This window comes from Streptomyces sp. NBC_01445, assembly GCF_035918235.1.
GTDB lineage: Bacteria > Actinomycetota > Actinomycetes > Streptomycetales > Streptomycetaceae > Streptomyces.
This window is the reverse complement of the sequence record NZ_CP109485.1, coordinates 885,743-904,274: the sequence shown is the minus strand read 5'-3', so window position 1 is coordinate 904,274 and position 18,532 is coordinate 885,743. Positions and strand designations below refer to the sequence as shown.

At 69.6% G+C, this 18,532-nt stretch carries 18 protein-coding genes and 1 pseudogene; 10 read left to right on the top strand and 9 right to left on the bottom strand.

The features are described from left to right. Positions 1-11: 11 nt before the first annotated feature. Positions 12-1,109: a DUF6183 family protein gene (locus tag OG574_RS04450; RefSeq protein WP_326771955.1), complete on the bottom strand. Its 1,098-nt coding sequence runs from the start codon at positions 1,107-1,109 to the stop codon at positions 12-14. A gap of 189 nt (positions 1,110-1,298) precedes the next feature. Here OG574_RS04450 and OG574_RS04445 point away from each other — a divergent pair, with 189 nt between their 5' ends. Then, complete coding sequence (locus OG574_RS04445; RefSeq protein ID WP_326771954.1) at positions 1,299-1,634, top strand: hypothetical protein; 336 nt, start codon at positions 1,299-1,301, stop codon at positions 1,632-1,634. Between the two features lie 15 nt (positions 1,635-1,649). Here OG574_RS04445 and OG574_RS04440 read toward each other — a convergent pair whose 3' ends face one another. Next, positions 1,650-3,074 carry a hypothetical protein gene (locus OG574_RS04440; RefSeq protein WP_326771953.1) on the bottom strand — a complete coding sequence of 475 codons (1,425 nt, stop codon included), beginning with the start codon at positions 3,072-3,074 and terminating at the stop codon, positions 1,650-1,652. 65 nt (positions 3,075-3,139) lie between these two features. Between OG574_RS04440 and OG574_RS04435 the strand changes: the two genes are divergently transcribed. Then, positions 3,140-3,883 (top strand): TetR/AcrR family transcriptional regulator, encoded by a 744-nt coding sequence (locus OG574_RS04435; protein WP_326771952.1) that lies wholly within the window; start codon positions 3,140-3,142, stop codon positions 3,881-3,883. A 297-nt stretch (positions 3,884-4,180) separates the two neighbouring features. On the opposite strand, the gene OG574_RS04430 is transcribed toward OG574_RS04435, so the two are convergent. Further along, positions 4,181-4,717, bottom strand: a complete 537-nt coding sequence (locus OG574_RS04430) for an RNA polymerase sigma factor (protein WP_100593404.1) — start codon at positions 4,715-4,717, stop codon at positions 4,181-4,183. 170 nt (positions 4,718-4,887) lie between these two features. On the opposite strand from OG574_RS04430, the gene OG574_RS04425 reads away from it, so the two are divergent. The 3 genes from OG574_RS04425 to OG574_RS04415 all read left to right on the top strand — a co-directional run bounded on the left by OG574_RS04425 (position 4,888) and on the right by OG574_RS04415 (position 8,915). Then, positions 4,888-7,068, top strand: coding sequence for an acyltransferase family protein (locus OG574_RS04425; protein ID WP_326771951.1), 2,181 nt, complete (start codon positions 4,888-4,890; stop codon positions 7,066-7,068). Between the two features lie 259 nt (positions 7,069-7,327). Then, positions 7,328-7,921 carry a hypothetical protein gene (locus OG574_RS04420; protein WP_326771950.1) on the top strand — a complete coding sequence of 198 codons (594 nt, stop codon included), beginning with the start codon at positions 7,328-7,330 and terminating at the stop codon, positions 7,919-7,921. Between the two features lie 94 nt (positions 7,922-8,015). Beyond that, on the top strand, positions 8,016-8,915 hold the full coding sequence (locus OG574_RS04415; protein ID WP_326771949.1) for a ribosome-inactivating family protein: 900 nt from the start codon (positions 8,016-8,018) through the stop codon (positions 8,913-8,915). A 194-nt stretch (positions 8,916-9,109) separates the two neighbouring features. Here OG574_RS04415 and OG574_RS04410 read toward each other — a convergent pair whose 3' ends face one another. Beyond that, positions 9,110-9,904 carry a phytanoyl-CoA dioxygenase family protein gene (locus tag OG574_RS04410; RefSeq protein ID WP_326771948.1) on the bottom strand — a complete coding sequence of 265 codons (795 nt, stop codon included), beginning with the start codon at positions 9,902-9,904 and terminating at the stop codon, positions 9,110-9,112. A gap of 35 nt (positions 9,905-9,939) precedes the next feature. On the opposite strand from OG574_RS04410, the gene OG574_RS04405 reads away from it, so the two are divergent. Further along, on the top strand, positions 9,940-10,833 hold the full coding sequence (locus OG574_RS04405) for a helix-turn-helix domain-containing protein (RefSeq protein WP_326771947.1): 894 nt from the start codon (positions 9,940-9,942) through the stop codon (positions 10,831-10,833). Between the two features lie 95 nt (positions 10,834-10,928). Further along, on the top strand, positions 10,929-11,558 hold the full coding sequence (locus tag OG574_RS04400; protein WP_326771946.1) for a hypothetical protein: 630 nt from the start codon (positions 10,929-10,931) through the stop codon (positions 11,556-11,558). Here OG574_RS04400 and OG574_RS04395 read toward each other — a convergent pair. Beyond that, positions 11,546-12,400, bottom strand: a complete 855-nt coding sequence (locus tag OG574_RS04395) for a helix-turn-helix transcriptional regulator (protein WP_326771945.1) — start codon at positions 12,398-12,400, stop codon at positions 11,546-11,548. The genes OG574_RS04400 and OG574_RS04395 overlap by 13 nt on opposite strands. Positions 12,401-12,588: 188 nt before the next feature. On the opposite strand from OG574_RS04395, the gene OG574_RS04390 reads away from it, so the two are divergent. Beyond that, on the top strand, positions 12,589-13,071 hold the full coding sequence (locus OG574_RS04390) for a hypothetical protein (RefSeq protein WP_326771944.1): 483 nt from the start codon (positions 12,589-12,591) through the stop codon (positions 13,069-13,071). On the opposite strand, the gene OG574_RS04385 is transcribed toward OG574_RS04390, so the two are convergent. The 3 genes from OG574_RS04385 to OG574_RS04375 all read right to left on the bottom strand — a co-directional run bounded on the left by OG574_RS04385 (position 13,061) and on the right by OG574_RS04375 (position 16,571). Continuing rightward, the gene (locus tag OG574_RS04385; RefSeq protein WP_326771943.1) at positions 13,061-13,405 is read right to left on the bottom strand and encodes a DUF6461 domain-containing protein; all 345 of its coding nucleotides are present in this window, start codon (positions 13,403-13,405) and stop codon (positions 13,061-13,063) included. The genes OG574_RS04390 and OG574_RS04385 overlap by 11 nt on opposite strands. Before the next feature lie 151 nt (positions 13,406-13,556). After that, positions 13,557-14,984, bottom strand: a complete 1,428-nt coding sequence (gene rox / locus OG574_RS04380; protein ID WP_326778359.1) for a rifampin monooxygenase — start codon at positions 14,982-14,984, stop codon at positions 13,557-13,559. 411 nt (positions 14,985-15,395) lie between these two features. Next, the gene (locus tag OG574_RS04375; RefSeq protein WP_326771942.1) at positions 15,396-16,571 is read right to left on the bottom strand and encodes an epoxide hydrolase family protein; all 1,176 of its coding nucleotides are present in this window, start codon (positions 16,569-16,571) and stop codon (positions 15,396-15,398) included. A 103-nt stretch (positions 16,572-16,674) separates the two neighbouring features. Between OG574_RS04375 and OG574_RS04370 the strand changes: the two genes are divergently transcribed. After that, entirely contained in the window at positions 16,675-17,250 is a 576-nt protein-coding gene (locus tag OG574_RS04370) for a CGNR zinc finger domain-containing protein (RefSeq protein ID WP_326771941.1), read from the top strand. Between the two features lie 157 nt (positions 17,251-17,407). Further along, positions 17,408-17,615, top strand: a pseudogene (locus OG574_RS04365) (ISL3 family transposase); the annotation flags it as partial. Positions 17,616-17,815: 200 nt separating this feature from the next. Here the strand turns inward: OG574_RS04365 and OG574_RS04360 are convergent. After that, the gene (locus OG574_RS04360; protein WP_326771940.1) at positions 17,816-18,313 is read right to left on the bottom strand and encodes a hypothetical protein; all 498 of its coding nucleotides are present in this window, start codon (positions 18,311-18,313) and stop codon (positions 17,816-17,818) included. Between the last annotated feature and the right edge of the window lie 219 nt (positions 18,314-18,532).

The window sequence follows — 18,532 nt, the reverse complement described above, 5'->3', positions numbered from 1 at the left end:
GAAGGGCTTGATCAGTCGGTGTCCGTGGCGGCGAGGACGGCGAGCCGGCGACGGTCCGGCGAGAGCGTGGCGATGCCGTAGTCGGCGCAGAGGTCGTTGTGGAACCACTCCGCGTCGGCCTCGAAGTGGAACCACGTGCTCTGGGACGCGTGTCGCTCGACCTCATCGGCGCTCGCGTCCGGGGCGGTGCCACTGAGGCCGGCCAGCGAACGCCATGCCCAGAGCCGTCCGTAGGCACCGTCGACGCCCGCGCTGTACATGCCGCCCATCGACGCCGTGGCGAAGAGCAGCCGCCAGATCTCGTCCACCGGGCGGATCGCGATTTCGAAGCGGCCGGTGGGGCCGAGCCCGTCGACGCAGGGCATGGGCAGGGTCGGAAGGAGGGCCGGCACCTGCTCCGGTCCGATGGCCTCGTCGAGCCGGAAGACCCATGCCCCGTGGTCACCCCATTCCCCGGCCTCCGGGGCGGCGACGATGCTCTCGTACACGTCCGTGGTGGCGACGTCCTGAAGGGCGGAACGGGCGGTCACCCTTGGCGTGGGCGGATCCATCCGGCCCTCGGTGGGCAGGCCCGATCCACCGCCTCGGGCCGAGCCGCGCAGTGACCGGCTGGGGAAGTCAACGGCGGTCTCCATGCCGCGGAGCTGATTCGGCAGCCATGCGAGGGCGGACCAGCCCGGCCGGACGATCGTCCAGGTCCGCAGCGGCCGGAAGTCGTCGATGTCCACGCCACGAAGGATCAACTCGTGGAAGAGGCAGCCACGCAGCTCGTCGAGACGGTCCGAGTGGGGCAGGTCGAAGACGGTGGCCGCCAGGTCGGCGGGCTCCTGGTGCTCGGCGAGGAGCGAAGCGACGAAGCGCGGGTGGAGGCCGCTCGACACCTGTTTCTCGTCGAGGAGCAGGAGCAACTGCCTCAGGCTGTCACGTCCGGGGGTGAGTGCCAGCACCCGTACGACATGGGCGAGATGGCGTCCGTACTCCCGCGCCTGCTCTGCGGCGGCCTCGCGCCGCTCGGCGAGCCGGGCCGCCAACTCCCGCAGATACGACGTGTCACCACGCGCCGCGCGCTGCTCGACCTGGTCCCGGTCGAGCGGGCCGAAGTCATCCATTGGTTTCCCCTCGGGTCACGACCACGATCTGGACCTCGTCCTCGTAGATGACCTGGCCCGGGTCGGCGGACCGGACCGTGGGGCCGCCGCTGCCTGGAATCGTCATCGGGCGATCTTCGCACGCCTGAGCGGGGCGGCTTCCATGCCCGGCTGCCGCCCTACATCACCGCGGCCGTCGGCGTCGGACTCTTGCCGGCCGCGTCGCTCCTGGACGCCAGGCGGCGGCCGGTCGCCAGGGTGCCGGTCCGGCCGGTCGCCGAGATCGTGCTGTGCACGGTCGTCCTCGCCGCGATCGCCTTCGCCACTGCCTGCATCCTCGACCGCCACCAGGGCCTGGCACTTGCCCTCCTCATCTTCCTGATCCTGCTGGTACTCCTCGACTTCGTGCTCCGCCGTACCACTTACGGGCGGCACGATCCTGTTCGGCGGCCGGGGCTAGGCCCGGTCCACGGCTCGGCCCTGCCGACTGCCGTGGTCGTCGACGCCCTCTCCCGCACGCGCCAGAAGGCTGCGGGCCGCGCCTGACGGGCCGTCCACCGACTACGCAGGCCCGGCCGACAGGAACACGGGGGTCACGGACACGGGAAAGCGGACGAGCGACCCGTCACGCGTCACCGGTACGGCAACCCCGAACGCGTCCACGGCGTGAACCTCCGTATGAGGCCACGGACGTTCGATCCGCGTGGGCGGCTCGTCCTCGCCGGTGAGTACGTCCCCTGCTGTCCACACGACCTCCAGGGGACCGCGCCCGGGCCGCGACACCTCGAAGACGTACAGCTCCGGACGTTCCCCGGCCGCCAGGCGGCGCACGCCGTCGGCGCCGTCCAGATGCCCGGCCAGGCGGGCGAACGCGTCGGCCGAAGGGTGACGTGCGGTCAGCTCCGGTCCGTCGTAGTCGAGCAGGGCGAGCTTGCCGAACAGGAACCCCATCATGTTCAGCCGGTCGTGGTAGCCGGGGATCTCGGGCGCGAGGTTCCAGCAGACGGTGCGGGACACGCCGGCGGCCAGGGCGAGAACGTTGCGGGTCACGACCTGGCGGCAGTTGATCCGGTCCCTGCGCGCGGCGAGTTCCGGAGGACAGTCCTCCAGGAACATCCGCAGCGAGTCGGGGAGTTCGGCCTCCCGGGCGTACAGCGCCCGCATGGTGCCGCGGTCCGGCGGCTCCGCCTCCGCGCCGGTGGCGGGGGACGCGAACGCCGCCATCATCTCCTGCTGGAACGCTGCCTGGGCCTCGGGGAACTCGAACAGGGTCGGCCCGTTGTACTCACCGGCCACCACAGGCCGTTCGTAGCCGTGCCGGCGCATCATCGCGCGCACGGACTCCACTTGGTCCGGGATGTCGTGCGGGTCGCCGTACAGGTGCACGGAGAAGAGGTCGAACGCGTCACGGCCGTGCTCCACCACATGGTCGAAGAAGCCGCGCTCCGCGCTGCCGGGCGGGCTCGACAGGACGTCGTAGCCGCAGCCGCCGAGGACGATCCGCGCGCCGGGGTCGGCATCACGCACCGCGCGGGTGAAGGCCGTCAGCTGCTCGACGTACTCGGGCGCGGTGCCGTCCCAGAGGAGGCCCGTGTTGCTCGGCTCGTTGTTGCACTGCCAGTAGTCGATACGGCCCCTGCAGCGGGTCACCAGGTGGCTCACGAAGCGCGCGTACTGCGCGTTGTCATGTGCCGGGGACGACGGCAGGAACGCCGAAGGGTTCCGCGTGGCCCAGGGCGAGCTCGAACACACCGTGATCCACGCCTCGTCGGCCGGGTCCAACTGGTCGAGGATCGCGTCCACCACGGTCCAGTCGTAGCGACCGGGTTCCGGCTCGACCTGTCCCCAGTAGACGTAGACACGCACCAGCGAACCGCCCAGTGCCCGGATCTGCGGGACGAAGGGATCCGGCTTGCCGAACATGCCGTAGCTGATGCCCCGGACGATGCCGAGCCGGATCCCGGCGGGTGCGGTGGTCGGGTCCATGACGCTCTCCTCACGCTCACTTACGTTTATGACATAAACTCTAGCTGATGGCATAAACTGCAACCATGGACGACGAGCGGACGGCGGCCGGAGACTTCGGTACGCCCTTGATCTGGACCCGTGCGGAGCCGCCGAAGCGCAGGCAGAGCCCGCTGGAGCGGGACGACATCGTGCGGGCCGCGACAGCGGTCGCCGACGAGGGCGGAGCGGAGGCCCTGACCATGGCCGCGGTCGCCCGACGCCTCGGGCCGTACACGCCGATGGCGCTGTACCGCCACGTGATGAGCAAGGACGGACTCGTCGACCTGATGCTCGACGCCGCCACCGCGGAGATTCCCGTGCCGGCGGAGCCGGGCCCCGACTGGCGCGCGGACCTGCGAGGGGTCGCGATGGAGAGCTGGGCCATGGCGAAGAGACACCTGTGGTTCGCGCAGCTCGTTCCGACCCGCCCCCCGTTGGGTCCCCACATGCTGCACCGCACGGAGTTCCAGCTGCGTGTGCTCGTGGGGCGCGGCGCCGCATTGGGGGAGGCCGTCGCGTACGCCGCGCTGCTCGACCGCCATGTCTTCGGCGGCGCACAGCAGGAGGCCGAGGAGCACGCCATGCGCCGCCGGCTGGGAATCGACACCCCCGAGCGGCTGGCCGCGGCGGTCAACGCGGTCAGAGGAGTGGCGCAGCAGGGCGGGCACGAACTGCTGGCCCGCTGGATGGAGGAACCGTCCGGGCCCGATATGGACGAGCAGTTCGCACTCAGTCTGACGTTCCTGCTGGACGGCATCGAGGCGCGTCTGCCGGACTCGGAGGCGTGAGAGGTCCGGTGAGGGCGGGTACTCCGGTGAGAACCGGTGGACGGGTGCGGCGGCGCACGACTGTGCCGGCTCGGGATGCCTGCCGTAGGGGCGGGCCGGCGGGGCCGGGACGAGGAGGCGCGCTTGGCGACGACGAATTCCGCGCAGGCGCGCCCCGCGATCAGTGAGGCCCTCGTCAGGCTCCTGGTCGACAGGGAGTTTCCCCGAGGGGCAGGGCTACCAGTGAAGTTGGTGGACCCGGCCGGCTCTCCCCGCCTGCTTCGACGAGCCCTCGCGCGGGTCGCTGCCTTCGTGGGCCTACGCGTCGACGGACGCCCGCAGCCGCGCCCTCGCCCGTGACAGGCGCGAGCGGACCGTGCCCGGTGCCACGCCCAGAATCTCGGCGGCGGCCTCGGAGTTGAGCTCCGACCAGCCGCACAGGAGGACGACGTCGCGCTCGGCGCGGTTCAGCGCGTCCAGTGCCGTGCGGGCGGCGGCGACCTGCTCGGCGTCCGCGATGCGGTCGACCACCTCGTCCGCGAAGTCCGGCAGGTGCTCACAGGCGGGCAGCCGGGCCAGGGCCGCGCGGTGACGGCGGGCCGAGCGGGACTGGTTGCGCAGGACGTTCAGGCCGACGCCCAGGACGAACGGCCGGAGCGGGGCGTCCTCGCGGCGCACCGTCTGCCGGAGCCGCCATATCTCCAGGAAGGTCAGCGAGACGACGTCCTCGGCCTGCGCCCAGTCGCCCGTCGCGCGCAACGCCATGCGGTGCACCTCGGGAGAGGTGTCGTCGAAGAGCTCCGCGAAGGCATCGGCGTCGCCCGCCCTGATCCGGGCGCGCAGTGAGTCCTCCATGACCGCATGTCTCCGTTTCGCGGCAGCCGTTGCGTGAGCCACGCCATGGTGCCGGGCGCCGGCGCAACACCGGACGACTCGCAGGCGCCCTACCGGTGAACACCTGGTTGAGTGCTCAAAAAGAAGGGTGCGCGGCCGCAACACACGGGTCTGACCGGACAGTCCCAGACGTGACCAGGACTCCATACGCCGTAATTCGCGCAAGAACGCACGCCGGACAGGCAGCAACCGAACCCGCCACGCAGTCGACGGGGACGGGGGAAGAGAAGCCGGCGTCCGACACCGGGCGCACCTCACCTCCGCCGGGCGCGACACACACCGCGCCTGGGCAGCGCCCTGACATCCAGGGGCTCCGGGCCCTCGCCGTCACTCTGGTCGTCCTGGGCCACGCCGGGGTCACACGGTTCAGCGGCGGCTACGTCGGGGTCGACGTCTTCTTCGTGATCTCGGGCTTTCTCATCACGTCCTCGCTCCTGCGCGAACTGTCCGCCTCCGACCGCATATCGATCCGTGCGTTCTACGCCCGCAGGGCGCTGCGCCTGCTCCCCGCCTCGGCCCTCGTCGGCCTGGTGACCCTCGCCGGATCGTGGATGTTCCTGTCGAAGATCCGCTTCGCCGAGTACATGAGCGACGCGTTCGCCAGCGCTCTGTACGCGGTGAACTTCCGCCTCGCGGCCACGGGCACCGACTACCTCGCGGAGGGCAGCCCTCCGTCCCCGTTCCAGCATTTCTGGTCGCTGGCCGTCGAGGAGCAGTTCTATCTGGTGTGGCCGCTGCTCCTGTTCCTCGGCTGGCGGCTCTCGAGGCGGCGCCGCGCGCTCCTGGCGATACCCCTGGTGGCGCTGTGCGCGGTGTCGTTCGGGCTGAGCGTCTACGTGACCGGGCAGTCGGCGCCGTGGGCCTACTTCGGTTCGCACACGCGCGCCTGGGAGCTGGGCGCCGGAGCGCTGGCCGCCCTCGCCCTGCTCCGGCCTCCGCGTCTGCCGGCCGGCGTGGCCGTGGCGATGACGTGGGCCGGTCTCGCCTGCATCATCGCCGCCGCGCTGCGCTTCGACGCCGACACGCCCTTCCCGGGAACGGCCGCGGCGGCACCCGTCATCGGCGCCGCCCTCGTCATCGTCGGCGGTACCTCGCCCGCGTGGCCGGGAGCTCGCCGGATGCTCACCGCACGGCCGGTGACCTGGCTCGGCGGGCTGTCGTACAGCTGGTACCTATGGCACTGGCCGTTCCTGGTCATCGGGCCGAAGGTGCTGGACAGGCCGGCCGGCACGCACCTGGAGCTGGCCCTTGGTGCGGCCGCTCTGCTCCCGGCCTGGCTGACCCTGCGCCTGGTCGAGAACCCGGTGCGCTTCCACCGGGCCCTGCGCGGCCGCCCGGGCCGTGGCCTGCGGCTCGGCCTCGTCCTGACCGCCGTCACCGCGTCCACCGCGCTGATCGCGGCGGCCTTCCCGCCGTCGATCAGCTCCGGCGAGCCCGCCCCCGTGCTCAAGGACGCCCTCGCCTCTGCCCCGGACCCCGGCGCGCGCCTCACGCAGGCCCTCGGTACGACCGGCACCCGCCTGCCGGACAACCTCACACCGCCACTCACAGGGATCACGGACGTACGGTCCGCCGTGTACCGGGACGGGTGCCACCAGAACTACGCCAGCACGAGCGCACCCATGTGCGTGTACGGAGACCGGTCCTCGAAGGACGTCGTCGTACTCTTCGGCGACTCCCACGCGGCCCAGTGGTTCCCGGCACTCAACGTCCTTGCCCTGCAGCACCATTGGAAGCTGATATCGATGACCAAGGCCTCCTGCAAGGCGGCTGCGGTCACCATCGTCAACGCACGCCGTCCCTATACGACATGTGACCGCTGGCGCGCCGACGCGCTCTCGCGGATCGAGAAGCTCCGTCCCTCACTCGTCCTCGTGTCCTCCTCCGACGCGGGCACCCCGGCGCAGACGATGCGGGACCCGCTCGCGGGATGGACCGACGGCTACGTACGGACGTTCCGGAAGCTCTCGCGATCAGGTGCCCGGGTCGTCGCGCTCCTCGACACACCCTGGCCTCGCGAGGACGTACTCGACTGCGCGGCCATCCACCCCCTGCACCTGCGGGACTGCTCGGTCCGCGTCCCCAAGGCGTTGCACGACGTGACCCGCAGGAACGCCACGAAGGCAGCGGCACGTTCGACCGGCGTCTCCGTGATCGACCCGCAGCCCTGGCTGTGCACGACGCACGGAGACTGTCCCGTCGCGGTGTACGACACCTTCGTCTACCGGGACGAAAGCCATATGGCAGAGGGTTACGCCGAAGCTCTGGCGCCCGTCCTGGGAAGGGCGTTGGAGGTCAGGAGCGGGAGCTGAGCGCCTGTCCGCCCAGGACCGTCACGTCCAGGGTCTTGCGCACGGGCGACCCGCCGGCGCTTCGCGTCCATCGGGACTGTGCGATCTCGCCGCCCCCGGAGCCGACGCCGACCGTTTCGAAGCGCTCCGCCCCAGTCTCCTCGGCCTGGGCAACGCAGTCGTGAAGGCTCGCGTTGAGCGATCGTTAAACGAATGTCGATCACCGATCCCTAGCGTTTCAGTCGCATTGATCACCCATCGACAGCGAGGTGAAGTACGCATGTTGTTCCGCACGCGAGGTACGGGAAAGGCTTCTTCCTTATGGGCCGGGGCGAACCCGCCCCGGCGGCGGGCCGCGGTCATGGCCGGGGTGCTCGCGAGTGTGTCCGCGGTGGCGCTGGGGACGGCTTCCGCGGCGTCGCAGGGTTCGGAGGAGCCGACGACGGCCGCTGTGCAGGCGGTTCCGGCGGCCGATTCGGCGCGTGAGCACTGGCAGCCGCCGACGGTCCGGAGCGATGGTCCCGAGGACCCGCATCCAGGAAAGATCAACACCGACTACCTGATCAGTGAAGTATCGCCGGCTCAGTTCAGGGGCTATTGGTACCAGTCCCACGTCAAGGGGGTCAGTGTCACCTGGGTGGCGCCCTCGGGGCGGGATCCGTACAACGGCTGGGACTGGATCGAGATCCAGGACAGCAACGGCAAACGCGTCACGTGGGACTGGGCCTGCGGCAACGCCAACTGCGGCGCGTACGGCTCGACGCTGATCGACGCGAACCTGACGAAGGGCGCGGAGTACAAGGCCCTCTACTACAGCGACGGGGGCCGGGTCACCAGGGGCACGCTGCAGGCCGAGTTCGAGTTCTGGGCCTGACATGGGAGACACCGAAGAGATGACGCGAAGGGTTGAACGGGCCGAACGGTCTGAACGCGGGCCGGTGCGGCGGCGGTTGGTCAGCGCGGCTGTGGTGGTTTCGGTGCTGGCGGGCACGCTGGGCGCGGGAGGGGCGGTCACCTACGGCGCACCGGCCCGGACCGGGCAGGACCACAGCGCCCGGGCCCAGCCACAGCCCCAGGAGCAGGCGCACCCGAGGGCGGTGACGGAGGACGAGGATTTCGCCGACCTCTACACCCGCACGGTCGCGAACGTCCGCAACGCGATGCTGGGGGACGAGAGCGTCCGACGGCCCGGCGCCGGCCACCTGATCCAGAACCCCGACCCCAATGCCTTCCAGTCGATCAACATCGGACGGTTCACCGAGGACGAGTTCATCCTGGGTGGCATGGTCCGAGGAGTCTTCCGCCGGTCCGACAGCTATCTGCTGGGCTTCTACGTGGAGAACAGGGACGCGAGCCGCCGGGTCTTCTACACGTTCACCGAGCAGGTGGACGGCCGCACGAGGGACATGATCCCGGGCAATGTGTACCCGGGCGTCCGCAGGGAGCACTTCGGCTGGGGCGTCAACTACCGGAATCTCTCCGGAACCACGATCAGCCGGGGCCGCCTGCGGAACGCGGTGCGCGACATCTTCCATCATGACCCGAACACGAGCACCCACACACTGGCGACCGGAGTCGAGGCGCTGGCCGTGGCCCTGGCAGAAGGGGCGCGGTTCCAGGCGATTCCCGCGTACATCACCCAGGCGATCCGTGGCGGGAGGGACTGGGAGGTGCGCAGCCACGCGGACGAGATCACGAGCTGGGACCAGCGGTCCCAGGTCGTGATTCAGGCACGCGCCGCCGACCCGAGCGGTACCGGCGAGGTGTGGCAGCAGCGCCGTGAATACCGGTGGAACGGGGTTTTCGTGCTGCTGACCGCGCTGGATCTGGCCCGCCGGATGTACCTGATCAAGCCGCCGCAGCGCTGACCCCGTCACCGAGGGCGGCCGCCGCCGTGCTCCACCTCGTGCCGGAGGATGCACGGCTGCCACTGGGCCAGTGCTGCGGCGCGGTCGCCCCGGCGTCCTCTGCGGCGAGGATGAGCGCGTCGGCGGCCCTCGCGGCCAGACTTGGGGAGGGCGTGCCAGGCCCCGCGAACCCGGCATGATCCGAACGAGAGCCGCTAGTGCGGCGACGTGACCGGGAACTCCGTACCGCAGGGGCCGCCCCCCTCGGCCTCGGCCAGGAAGACCTCCTGGCCCTCCAGTGTGAACGTGCGGTAGTGGCGGGCGATGCGGCGGGCCGAACGCGGGGCGTAGTGGCACACGAAGCTGCGGCGGAACCGGTCCGTGGTCGTGTTCGGCTCGGAGCCGTGGACCAGGCTGCCGTTGAAGAAGAGGACGTCGCCCGGCTCCATGTCGACGGGCACGCGCGCGAGGCCCGCCGGCGGTGGCACGTACTCCCTCGTGAAGTACGTGTCGGGGTCGGCCTCCTCGGGGCAGAAGAGGTCCATGAGGTGCGTGCCGGGGACGACTTCGAGCCCTCCGTTGTCGCGGTCCACGTGGTCGAGCGCCACCCACGCCGCGACGCAGGTGCCCGGCTCGACCCGCAGATAGAAGTTGTCCTGGTGCAGCGCCTGCCCGCGGGCGCCGGGAGGCTTGAAGTACAGCATGCTCTGCGCTGCTATCGGCTCCTCGTCGATCAGCTCGGCGACGATCGCGGTGATCCTCGGGTCGAGCAGGTAACGCATGGCGGTGTCGTCGATCAGGTGGGGGTGCATGATGCGTGGGTACTCGCGCAGTGGATCGTGCGGGCCGTCGGGATTCTGCGCCGACGGCTGGAAGTGACCTGGTACGGCGCCTCGTTGGGGATATTCCATGAAGCTGTCGGTGAGCGCGGCCACCTCTTCGCGTGACAGGAGCTGGCGGGCGATCGCGTAGCCCGAGGCCTCGAAGTTCGAGATGTCGACTGTGTTCATACAGCGACCGTAGAACCGCTCCGGTGTGCCAGGCTATGCGCGTGTCCGCCACAGACCTTCGTGAAACTGCTGCGCCGCCCTCGGGTGTCCTGATCGTCGGCCGCTACGACGGGCAGCCCGACTACGCGGTCCGCAGGACGGCCGGCGCCCCGAGCTGGCTCCTGTTGTGGACCGAGTCCGGTGCCGGTCACGTCCGCCAGGGCGGCGCCGGGACGGTTGCGGGACCCGGGAGCCTGGTGCTGCTCGCGCCGGGTGTGCATCACACCTACCGGACCGCGCCGGACGCCGAGCACTGGGGCCTGTGGTGGGCCCATTTCCTGCTGCGCCCCGGCTGGGAGCAGCGCCTCCGCCCGTACGACCTCGGCAGCGGCTGCCACGTGATGCCCAATGTCCACCCCGGAGCCCGTACCGGCGTCGCCGCGGCGCTGCGGCAGGCGCACGCCGACAGTCGCTGGACCGGCGCCGGCGCTCCGCCGCGCCCGATGAGCGCCACGCGCCGCACCGTCCCGGCCTCGGTGGCGACGGGCCCGGACGCCGCCGCGCTGGCCCTGGGCTCCGTGGAGCGCGCCCTGCTGCTCGCCACCTCCCCGTCCGGCATCACCGGCCCCGGCGACGCGCGCGTGCGTCGCGCCCAGGCCCTGATCGACGCCGACCCGGCAGCCGCGCACACCGTCGACTCCCTGGCCGCGGCGGTGGCCCTGTCACCCTCACGGTTCGCCCACCTGTTCGCCGAGGAGACCGGCTCCACGCCGATGCGGGCCCTGCGGGAGGCGCGGCTGCAGCATGCGGCGTGCCTGCTGACGGGTACCGAACTCACCGTGGCCCAGGTGGCCGCGGCCTCGGGCTTCGCGGGGCCGTTCCACTTCAGCCACGCCTTCCGCGGCAGGTACGGATCGCCTCCGAAGGAATACCGGACCGCCGCCGGATGAGGACCGGCCCACGGCCCGGACGCGGTGTCACGCATTCGCGGACACCATGGCTCGGCGGCCCCCACGGCCGGCCCGGCAATGGCAGAGTCTCGTCCATGCTGACCTTGACGACGCCGCAGCGCAGACGGTGCGCCGCGCTCGCACTCCTGCTGAGCGCTGCCGCCATGACGCTGACCGGCTGCGGCGAGGAGCACGCCGCGGACACAGCGGCCGGACTGCCGACCTCATCCGCGAGTTCCAGCCCGCCTCCCTCGCCCTCTTCCGCCACGACGCCTCCTTCCGCTTCCCCCTATGTGGAGCCCGGAGTGGTCGACGGCGCGCCGCACATCGGCGACAACAACGCCTACCGCCGCGCCGGCGACATGTCGCCCGCCAGTGAAAAGGACGCGCGGCGGGAAGCCGCCCGCATCGAGCCCGTGCTCAAACGCCTCTGGGGGCAGAAGGAGTGGGACCCCGAGAGCGTCCGCGCGGCACTCCTCGAGCTCGGTTACGCGCAGGAGGGGAGCGGCGACGTGGGCGAGCGGGCCGGCGGGACGCTGAGCGTGCGAGGGATGGACGCGCGCTACGAGACCGACCAGTACGTCACGCCCGAAGGCGCACAGGTCGGCCTTCGCGTGCATGCCGACGCATGCGTCACGGCGTTCGTGCAGGAGACGAACTACGAGGTCAGTGTCAATGGCCCGTACATGGAGACCGGCTGCTTCGAGCCGCCCTACGGCCACTGAGCGCCCAACTGGTGTCCGGCGAGTGTCTGGGTGCCGATGACGCCGAGGAGCGCGAGGCGCTCGGCGTCCTTGGTGCCGGGCTCGGCGGTGTAGATGATGATGCGCAGGCCGGTGCCCGCGACGCTGAGGATGTCGCAGTCCAGCGTCAGGGCGCCCACTTCGGGATGATCGATGGTCTTGCGCGACGCCGCGGCCTGCCCGACAGCGCCGGAATCCCACAGCTCGGCGAACCGGTCACTGTTTGCGCGCAGTTCCGCGATCAGGCGCCGCAGCCGCTGGTCCTGCGGATAGCGGCTCGCCGCGGCACGCAAGTCGGAGACCTGCGCCGTCTCGAGAGCGCGCAGGGACTCCGGCGTGTGGCGGACGCGGCCGGCCGCGCCGAGGAAGTTGCGCCACACCGCGTTGCGCTCGTCGCCGTGCCGCTCACCCATCAACGCCGTGTACAGGGGGTTGGCCAGCAGCAGCGTCCAGGTGGCGTCGGAGACCGCGACGGGCGTCCCGGTCAGCCGGTCCAGCATCCGCTGGACACTCGGCGTGATGAAGGCGGGCACCGTGCCCTGCCCCGGCGGTACGAGACCGGCCAGGTGGAACAGGTGCTCACGCTCGGTCGCGGACACACGCAGCGCCCGGCCCAGCGCCTCGACGACCTGCTCGGAGGGGTTGGTCGCGCGGCCCTGTTCGAGGCGGGTGACGTAATCGACGGAGATACCGGCCAGCAGGGCGAGTTCCTCGCGGCGCAGCCCGGGCGCGCGCCGGCCACCGCCGACGGGCAGCCCGGCCGCCTCCGGCGGGACGCGGTCACGCCAGCGCCGCACCGTGTGCCCGAACTCCGTGGTCGCCATGACTCCACTGTGCACCGCCCGGCGCGGATCTACCTGGTACCGGGAGTACCACTCGGTGAACGCACACCCGTGACGAACAGGCGATGACCACAACCTGTTGATGCCTTCGAAGGTCTACTCCGGGCAAGGCGGCGAGCTGCGCTCCATGAACTCGTCCGCGCCGAACGCCTGTGAAGGGTGCCTGGCTCGTGTTCGTCTTTCTGGCACTGCCCGCTCTGGTCGCGATCCCCGTCTGGGTCGTCGCTGTGGTCGTCAAGTTCGTCTCCGTCGCCCTTCCCGGCCGCCGCGCGGACTGGTCGCTGGATCTGCTGCGATGGTGTGCCGCGATGGCGGCGGCAGCGGCAGCCGGCCTGTACGTGCTGGGGCTCGGCGCGGTGCAGCTGTCCGAACACGAGTCGGAGAGCGGCGCCTCCTCGTCTCCGGCGCCCTCGTGCCGCGACGCCGTCGACGACAGCACCCTCCAGCACCTGGTCGGGCACCGGACTTCCTATGTGCCGCTGCGCTTCGACTGCGTGCTGGACGACGGAACCACGTACCCCAGCAGCAGTGGCTACGCGTGGCTGAACGGCCTCACCGCCGCCTTCGGTGTGACCGCCGGTCTACTGGTGGTGACGGCCGGGTTGGCCACGGAGGCCAGGGCCCGGGCGCACACGAACGGAGCTAGCGTATGAGCGTGGGGGGCGAGACGTACGGGGCGTGGAGACGCGGCGACTGAGGCGAGCGAGCCGCGCGTCGAAGGGATGGTGAGCCGGCCATGACGGACGACGAGCGGCAGATTCGGGCCCTGGTCGAGCGATGGGCCGCGGCGGTGGCCATGAGCCGTGGAGCGGCTTGGGTCAGTTGGGCGTCCAGGTCGTAGCCGGTGCAGTCGCCCAGAGGGGCAGGGGCCGTGTTCCCCGCGAGACGCCTGACCAGTTCCTCGGGCTCCAGGCCGCGTGCCAGCGTGATGCAGTAGCCGGTCCAGGCGATCTCTTCGCGGGCGATCCAGCCGATTCCGTCGTTCATCTCTCTCCTGTGCAGGTCGCGGGGGACAACCCATCGCGGCCGTCCCCCGCGCCGCCCCGTCGCTCAACCGACGGGGCCGGTGCTGCTGAGGTGCTGCCGCGACCTGCTGTCTCACTTCACGATTGCCGCGCTCCCGTCCGAGCCTGCGCGCTCAACTGGCAGCAGTACCGAACCACTTGGACAAGTGGCTGAGCAGATCCGGCTGATCCTCGCCGACCCACGCCACGTGACCGTCCGGCCGCAGCAGTACCGCGGGCACGTCCAGTTGCTCGCTGACGTCGACGACGTGGTCGACCCGGTCCGCCCAGCCCTCCACCGAGAGGCTGCCTGTCCGGTCGAGGAGCAGCCCGCGGCCGTCGTGCATCAGCTCGTACAGGCGGCCCCGCTTCAACTCCACGTCCCGCATTCGACGGCCGAGCAGTTCGTGGCCCTCGCCGAAGTCGTAGCTGACCCCGACCGCGGTGATGATCCCGGTCACGTACCGGTTCACCTCCTCGAAGTCCATCAGCTTCGAGAGCAGCTCCCGCAGCGCGGCCGCGCCCGGATCGGTGCCCAGCAGGGTGATCTGCGCACGGGTGTTGTCCAGCACACGGGCACCCACCGGGTGCCGCTCGGCGTGGTAGGTGTCCAACAGCCCTTCCGGCGCCCAGCCGTTGACCGCTGCGGCTAGTTTCCAGCCGAGGTTGAAGGCGTCCTGGACGCCGAGGTTGAGCCCCTGCCCGCCGGTCGGCGGGTGGATGTGTGCCGCGTCGCCGACAAGGAACACCCGGCCGACCCGGTAGCGCTCCGCCTGCCGGGTGGCATCGCCGAACCGGGACAGCCAGCGCGGCGAGTGCACGCCGAAGTCGGTGCCGGCGATCGCCAGCAGCTGCTGCTTGAAATCGTCGAGGGTCGGCGCGGTCGCACGGTCCTCGGCCACTTCCGCGGCGGGCACGCTGATGCGGTATATCCCGTCCCCCTGGGGGATGAGACCGAACCGCAGTTGAGTCTTGCGGACCTCCTCGACGACGGCGGCAATCGACTCCGGGTCCTCGGTCGCCCCCATTTCGCCCAGCAGCGTCTCGACCGTGGCGGGCTCGCCGGGGAAGCCGACGCCGACCTGCTTGCGCACCACGCTGCGGCCGCCGTCGCACCCGACGAGGAAGCGCGAGCGCAGTTGCGTGCCGTCGGTCAGCTCGACGCTCACCCCGTCTTCGTCCTGGCTCACCACGGCCACCTCACACCCGCGCCGGATCTCCGCGCCGAGTTCGAGCGCACGCTCATTGAGCAGCCGCTCGGTGACCGGCTGCCAGGCCTTGACGCCGAACGGGTGAGCGGTGTCCAACTGGTCCGGCCACGGCTTGATGATGCCGCCGAAGAGACCGCCGACGCTGAACTTCTCGCCGACCTCGAGGAACCGGTCAAGCAGGCCGCGCTGGTCCATCATCTCCACGCTGCGCGCGTGCAGGCCCTGCCCGCGGGACTCCTTTGTCGGCTCGTTCAGCTTCTCCAGCACGACCACGTTCACGCCGTGCAGCCGCAGCTCGCCGGCCAGCATCAAGCCGGTCGGTCCGCTGCCCACAACGATGACGTCGATCATGAAATCCCCTACGTGACGAGTTGAATACGGGCCGGGCGGTCCGCGAAGTCCGGCAGCGATGACGACGATGGCGACGATGGCGAGATTCACGTATGCCCCATACATGAACAAAGTGCATGTACTACGCGAATCTCTGACTTCCGCAGGTCCTGGCCCAGGCCGGCCATTCTGCGGTAAGACGGGGGCCTTGCCGCAAGGCCCCCTGTGCGCTATATGTTGAAGAGGGCAAGGGAGTGGACACTCTCCTTGCCCTCTGTTGTTTGCTGGGCAGTCAATCCGGCCGAGTCAACGGGCTTGCGTTGCACTGACGTTGTGGACGCCGGGACTGCTGCTGTGGGCGGCACGGAAGCCTGACCGACCATCGAGACGGCAGCACGTGGGCGGTGATCGAGTGCCGGCGCCCAGCCGTGTTCACCGATTAGCGGCCAGCACTGCCGCGAGGCCCTCTTGTAGATCTTTCACGAAATACTCGGGAACCTCCAGCGACGGGAAATGCCCCCCGATTTCGGGCGACCTCCATCGGACGATCTGTCGGTACCGCTCCTGTGCCCAGGCGCGCGGAGTGCGCGACTCGATATCGCGGGGATACATAGTGATTGCTGACGGGACGTCGACCCGAAGTTCGGGATCGAGCGAGTTGGGGCATTCGTAGTAGATGCGGGCCGCCGATGCGCCGGTCCGCGTCAGCCAATACAGGGTGACGTCGTCAAGAATTCTGTCTCTGGAAATCGTCTCGAACGGGCTGTCTTCGGTGTCTGACCACTCGGCGAACTTGTCAAGGATCCAGGCGAGAAGCCCGACCGGTGAGTCGACGAGCGAGTAGCCGATGGTCTGCGGTCGGGTCGCCTGCTGCTTCGCGTACGCCCGGTGGTGGCGCCAGAAATCGCGGGTTTCCTCGGTCCATTTGCGCTCGACCGCCGTCAGCCCGTCCGTTGTCAACCCGGGCGGTGCCAACGCGAACGTTGTGTGGATGCCGAGAACGTGCGCCGGGAACCTGCCGCCGAGAACCGTGGTGACATTACCTCCCCAGTCGCCGCCGTGGGCTGCGAACTTGCTGTAGCCGAGTCTTCCCATCAGTTCCACCCATGCGGCCGCGATCTTTTCGATTCCCCACCCGGTGGTGGCCGGCTTGTCGCTGTAACCAAAGCCTGGTAGCGACGGGACCACGACGTGGAACGCCGGCGCGTCTGCAACTTTCGGATCTGCCAGCTCGTCCACTACATCGATGAACTCGGCAATGCTGCCTGGCCAGCCGTGCGTCAAGATCAGCGGAGTGGCATCTGCGCGCGCGGATCGGCGGTGCAGGAAGTGGATTCCCAGACCGTCAATGGTCGTGCGGAACTGGCCGATCCGGTTAAGGCGCGCTTCGAACGACCGCCAGTCGTACCCGGTGCGCCAGTAGTTCACGACGTCCACGAGGTCGGCGAGAGGAACGCCCTGTTCCCATCGGCGGGGGTCGGGCGCGGGGCGATAGACCGTCTCAGCCTCCGGCAGCCGCGCCGCGGCCAGTCGCGCGCGCAGATCGTCGAGGTCAGCGTCAGTTGCCTGGGCTTCAAATGCTTGCACGTCGCTGGTTGGACGGGGCATGAGACCTCCTGGCCATCGTGGAACCGGCTGCGAACCAGTGCGAACCGGCTAAGGCGGTTCTACCGCGCCTTCATGCCGGCGTGCAACCGGCTAAGGTGGTTCCATGCGTGCTGGGTTCCCTGACTTCCGCCTCGGTAGCGTGCTGGCGACCAGCTTCACGGGGACTCTGTCGGAGCGTCATGGCAACGCTGTGGAGCGCATTCCGACGCCGCACCGACTTGTCGACTGGCTGGCGGTGAACGGCCTCGCCGTGGCGTCCTGCACGACTGCTCAGCTCGACCTCGCTCGGGAACTGAGGGAGTCGATTCACGCCGCCGCGACAGCGGCCGCGATCCAGGACGCTCTCCCTGCGTCTGCTGTCCAAGTCATCAATGACTGCAGCACTCAGGGTCGGGCCGCGGCGATCCTGACGCCCGAGGGTGAGCGGCGATGGCGGCTCAGCCCGGCTTCCTGCGTGGAAGATGCCCTCAGCGTGATCGCCGCCGACGCGATCAGCATCATCGCAGGCGAACGAGACGGAAAATTGGCCTTGTGCGCATCACCGACCTGCCGAGCCGCCTTCTTCGACACCAGCCAGAGTCGCACCCGCAAGTGGTGTGACATGAACACGTGCGGGAATCGTCAGAAGAAGGCGCGCTTCAATGCCAACCAGCGCAAAAACCCCGGATCAGCGGAGTGATCGTTACCTCGGTACATCCAAGTGGGCCCCACGCCTGCGACACATCTGTCGCGTTGGGTGCACCCCAACGGCACCACTGAGAGCCATCCGTCGCCTTCGATCAACGTCCTCAATCAGTACGTCTACGTGTACTGATCGGCGACGTTCATCGGCACTTCGTCGCACCTTGCACACCGGCGCGGGCCTTCTCACCGAGAAGCAGCGCACCCGACTGGAGGCGGTGTTCGCCGTCGAGGGGCACGTCGAGGTCGAAGCGACCTGGGGCGTCTACCAGCGGACCATCGCTGCCTACCGGGATCTGGGACAAGGCCAAGGGCAAGCATTTGATGCAGGCCGTAATCGACGCGGTCACCAGCGGCGTCCCGCCCTCACCAACCACATCGCCGGAGCTTGCTTGAAACCGGTGGATTCAGACCCCGCCTACACCCTCGAATGCGATGAGCCGATAAAGCCTGGCCCGTGAGATTGCGATCGACGGCCGTGCTTTTGAATGCCCTGTGAAAGGGAGATGCGCGTGGCCCGTACCGGACGTCTCCGGTACGGGCCACTGCCAGGCGGGCGCGGGCTAGTTGACGGCCGCCAGGTCGGTGATCTTGCGGGTCTGGAGGTCCGACTGGACCTTGATCTTGGTGACCTCGGGGTTGGCGCCGTCGCTCCAGGTGAGCGTGACGAGCGAGGTCGCGTGGCCGGCGCCGGAGCCCGTGTAGTCGACCTTCCACTTCACGGGCACGTTCTGCGCGAACAGGATCCCGTCGGCGTGCTCCTTCGCCTCGAACGCGGCAACCTTCTTCTGCGCTGCCGTCGACAGGTAGAAGGAGCGCAGGGCCTTCGCGTTGGCGCCGGCGGCCGGGTCCTCGTTGTCCCAGATCGAGTCGATGTACGCACCGTAGAAATCGGCGACGCGGTTGGTGGTGCTTCGCGGGTCGCCCTGGGACGGTGCGGGGGCGGCGACAGCCGTGGTGTGGGCGGACGTGCCGGCCAGGGCCGGGGTGATCGCGGTGAGAGAGAGCGTGGCCGCGATAGCGGCGGAGGCGAAAAGAGCGGTGCGAGTGCGAGCGTGCATGGTCGGTGAAACCTTCCCCGTCATTCGGTGCCGCAGAGAATCCTGCGGGCTCCTGGTCACGGGATAAGACTGCACTCGCGGTCCGCCAGTTCCACCATTCTTCGAATTCTTTTTGCGCATCGTCGCGCGAATGGCATTCATAAAATGGTTGTGCGGTCGGATGCAAAAATGACGGCAAAATCGCGCCTGCGCGCAGGGTCCTGAGTATCCGTACTCAGG

Excerpts from the sequence above, each read along its gene's own strand:
- OG574_RS04430 (WP_100593404.1), bottom strand. The coding sequence starts at position 4,717 with ATGGAGGACTCACTGCGCGCCCGGATCAGGGCGGGCGACGCCGATGCC.
- OG574_RS04395 (WP_326771945.1), bottom strand. The coding sequence starts at position 12,400 with ATGGCGACCACGGAGTTCGGGCACACGGTGCGGCGCTGGCGTGACCGC.
- OG574_RS04420 (WP_326771950.1), top strand. The coding sequence starts at position 7,328 with ATGTTGTTCCGCACGCGAGGTACGGGAAAGGCTTCTTCCTTATGGGCC.
- OG574_RS04450 (WP_326771955.1), bottom strand. The coding sequence starts at position 1,109 with ATGGATGACTTCGGCCCGCTCGACCGGGACCAGGTCGAGCAGCGCGCG.
- OG574_RS04375 (WP_326771942.1), bottom strand. The coding sequence starts at position 16,571 with ATGCCCCGTCCAACCAGCGACGTGCAAGCATTTGAAGCCCAGGCAACT.
- OG574_RS04370 (WP_326771941.1), top strand. The coding sequence starts at position 16,675 with ATGCGTGCTGGGTTCCCTGACTTCCGCCTCGGTAGCGTGCTGGCGACC.
- OG574_RS04410 (WP_326771948.1), bottom strand. The coding sequence starts at position 9,904 with ATGAACACAGTCGACATCTCGAACTTCGAGGCCTCGGGCTACGCGATC.
- OG574_RS04435 (WP_326771952.1), top strand. The coding sequence starts at position 3,140 with ATGGACGACGAGCGGACGGCGGCCGGAGACTTCGGTACGCCCTTGATC.
- OG574_RS04385 (WP_326771943.1), bottom strand. The coding sequence starts at position 13,405 with ATGAACGACGGAATCGGCTGGATCGCCCGCGAAGAGATCGCCTGGACC.
- OG574_RS04405 (WP_326771947.1), top strand. The coding sequence starts at position 9,940 with ATGCGCGTGTCCGCCACAGACCTTCGTGAAACTGCTGCGCCGCCCTCG.
- OG574_RS04400 (WP_326771946.1), top strand. The coding sequence starts at position 10,929 with ATGCTGACCTTGACGACGCCGCAGCGCAGACGGTGCGCCGCGCTCGCA.
- OG574_RS04440 (WP_326771953.1), bottom strand. The coding sequence starts at position 3,074 with ATGGACCCGACCACCGCACCCGCCGGGATCCGGCTCGGCATCGTCCGG.
- OG574_RS04360 (WP_326771940.1), bottom strand. The coding sequence starts at position 18,313 with ATGCACGCTCGCACTCGCACCGCTCTTTTCGCCTCCGCCGCTATCGCG.
- rox (WP_326778359.1), bottom strand. The coding sequence starts at position 14,984 with ATGATCGACGTCATCGTTGTGGGCAGCGGACCGACCGGCTTGATGCTG.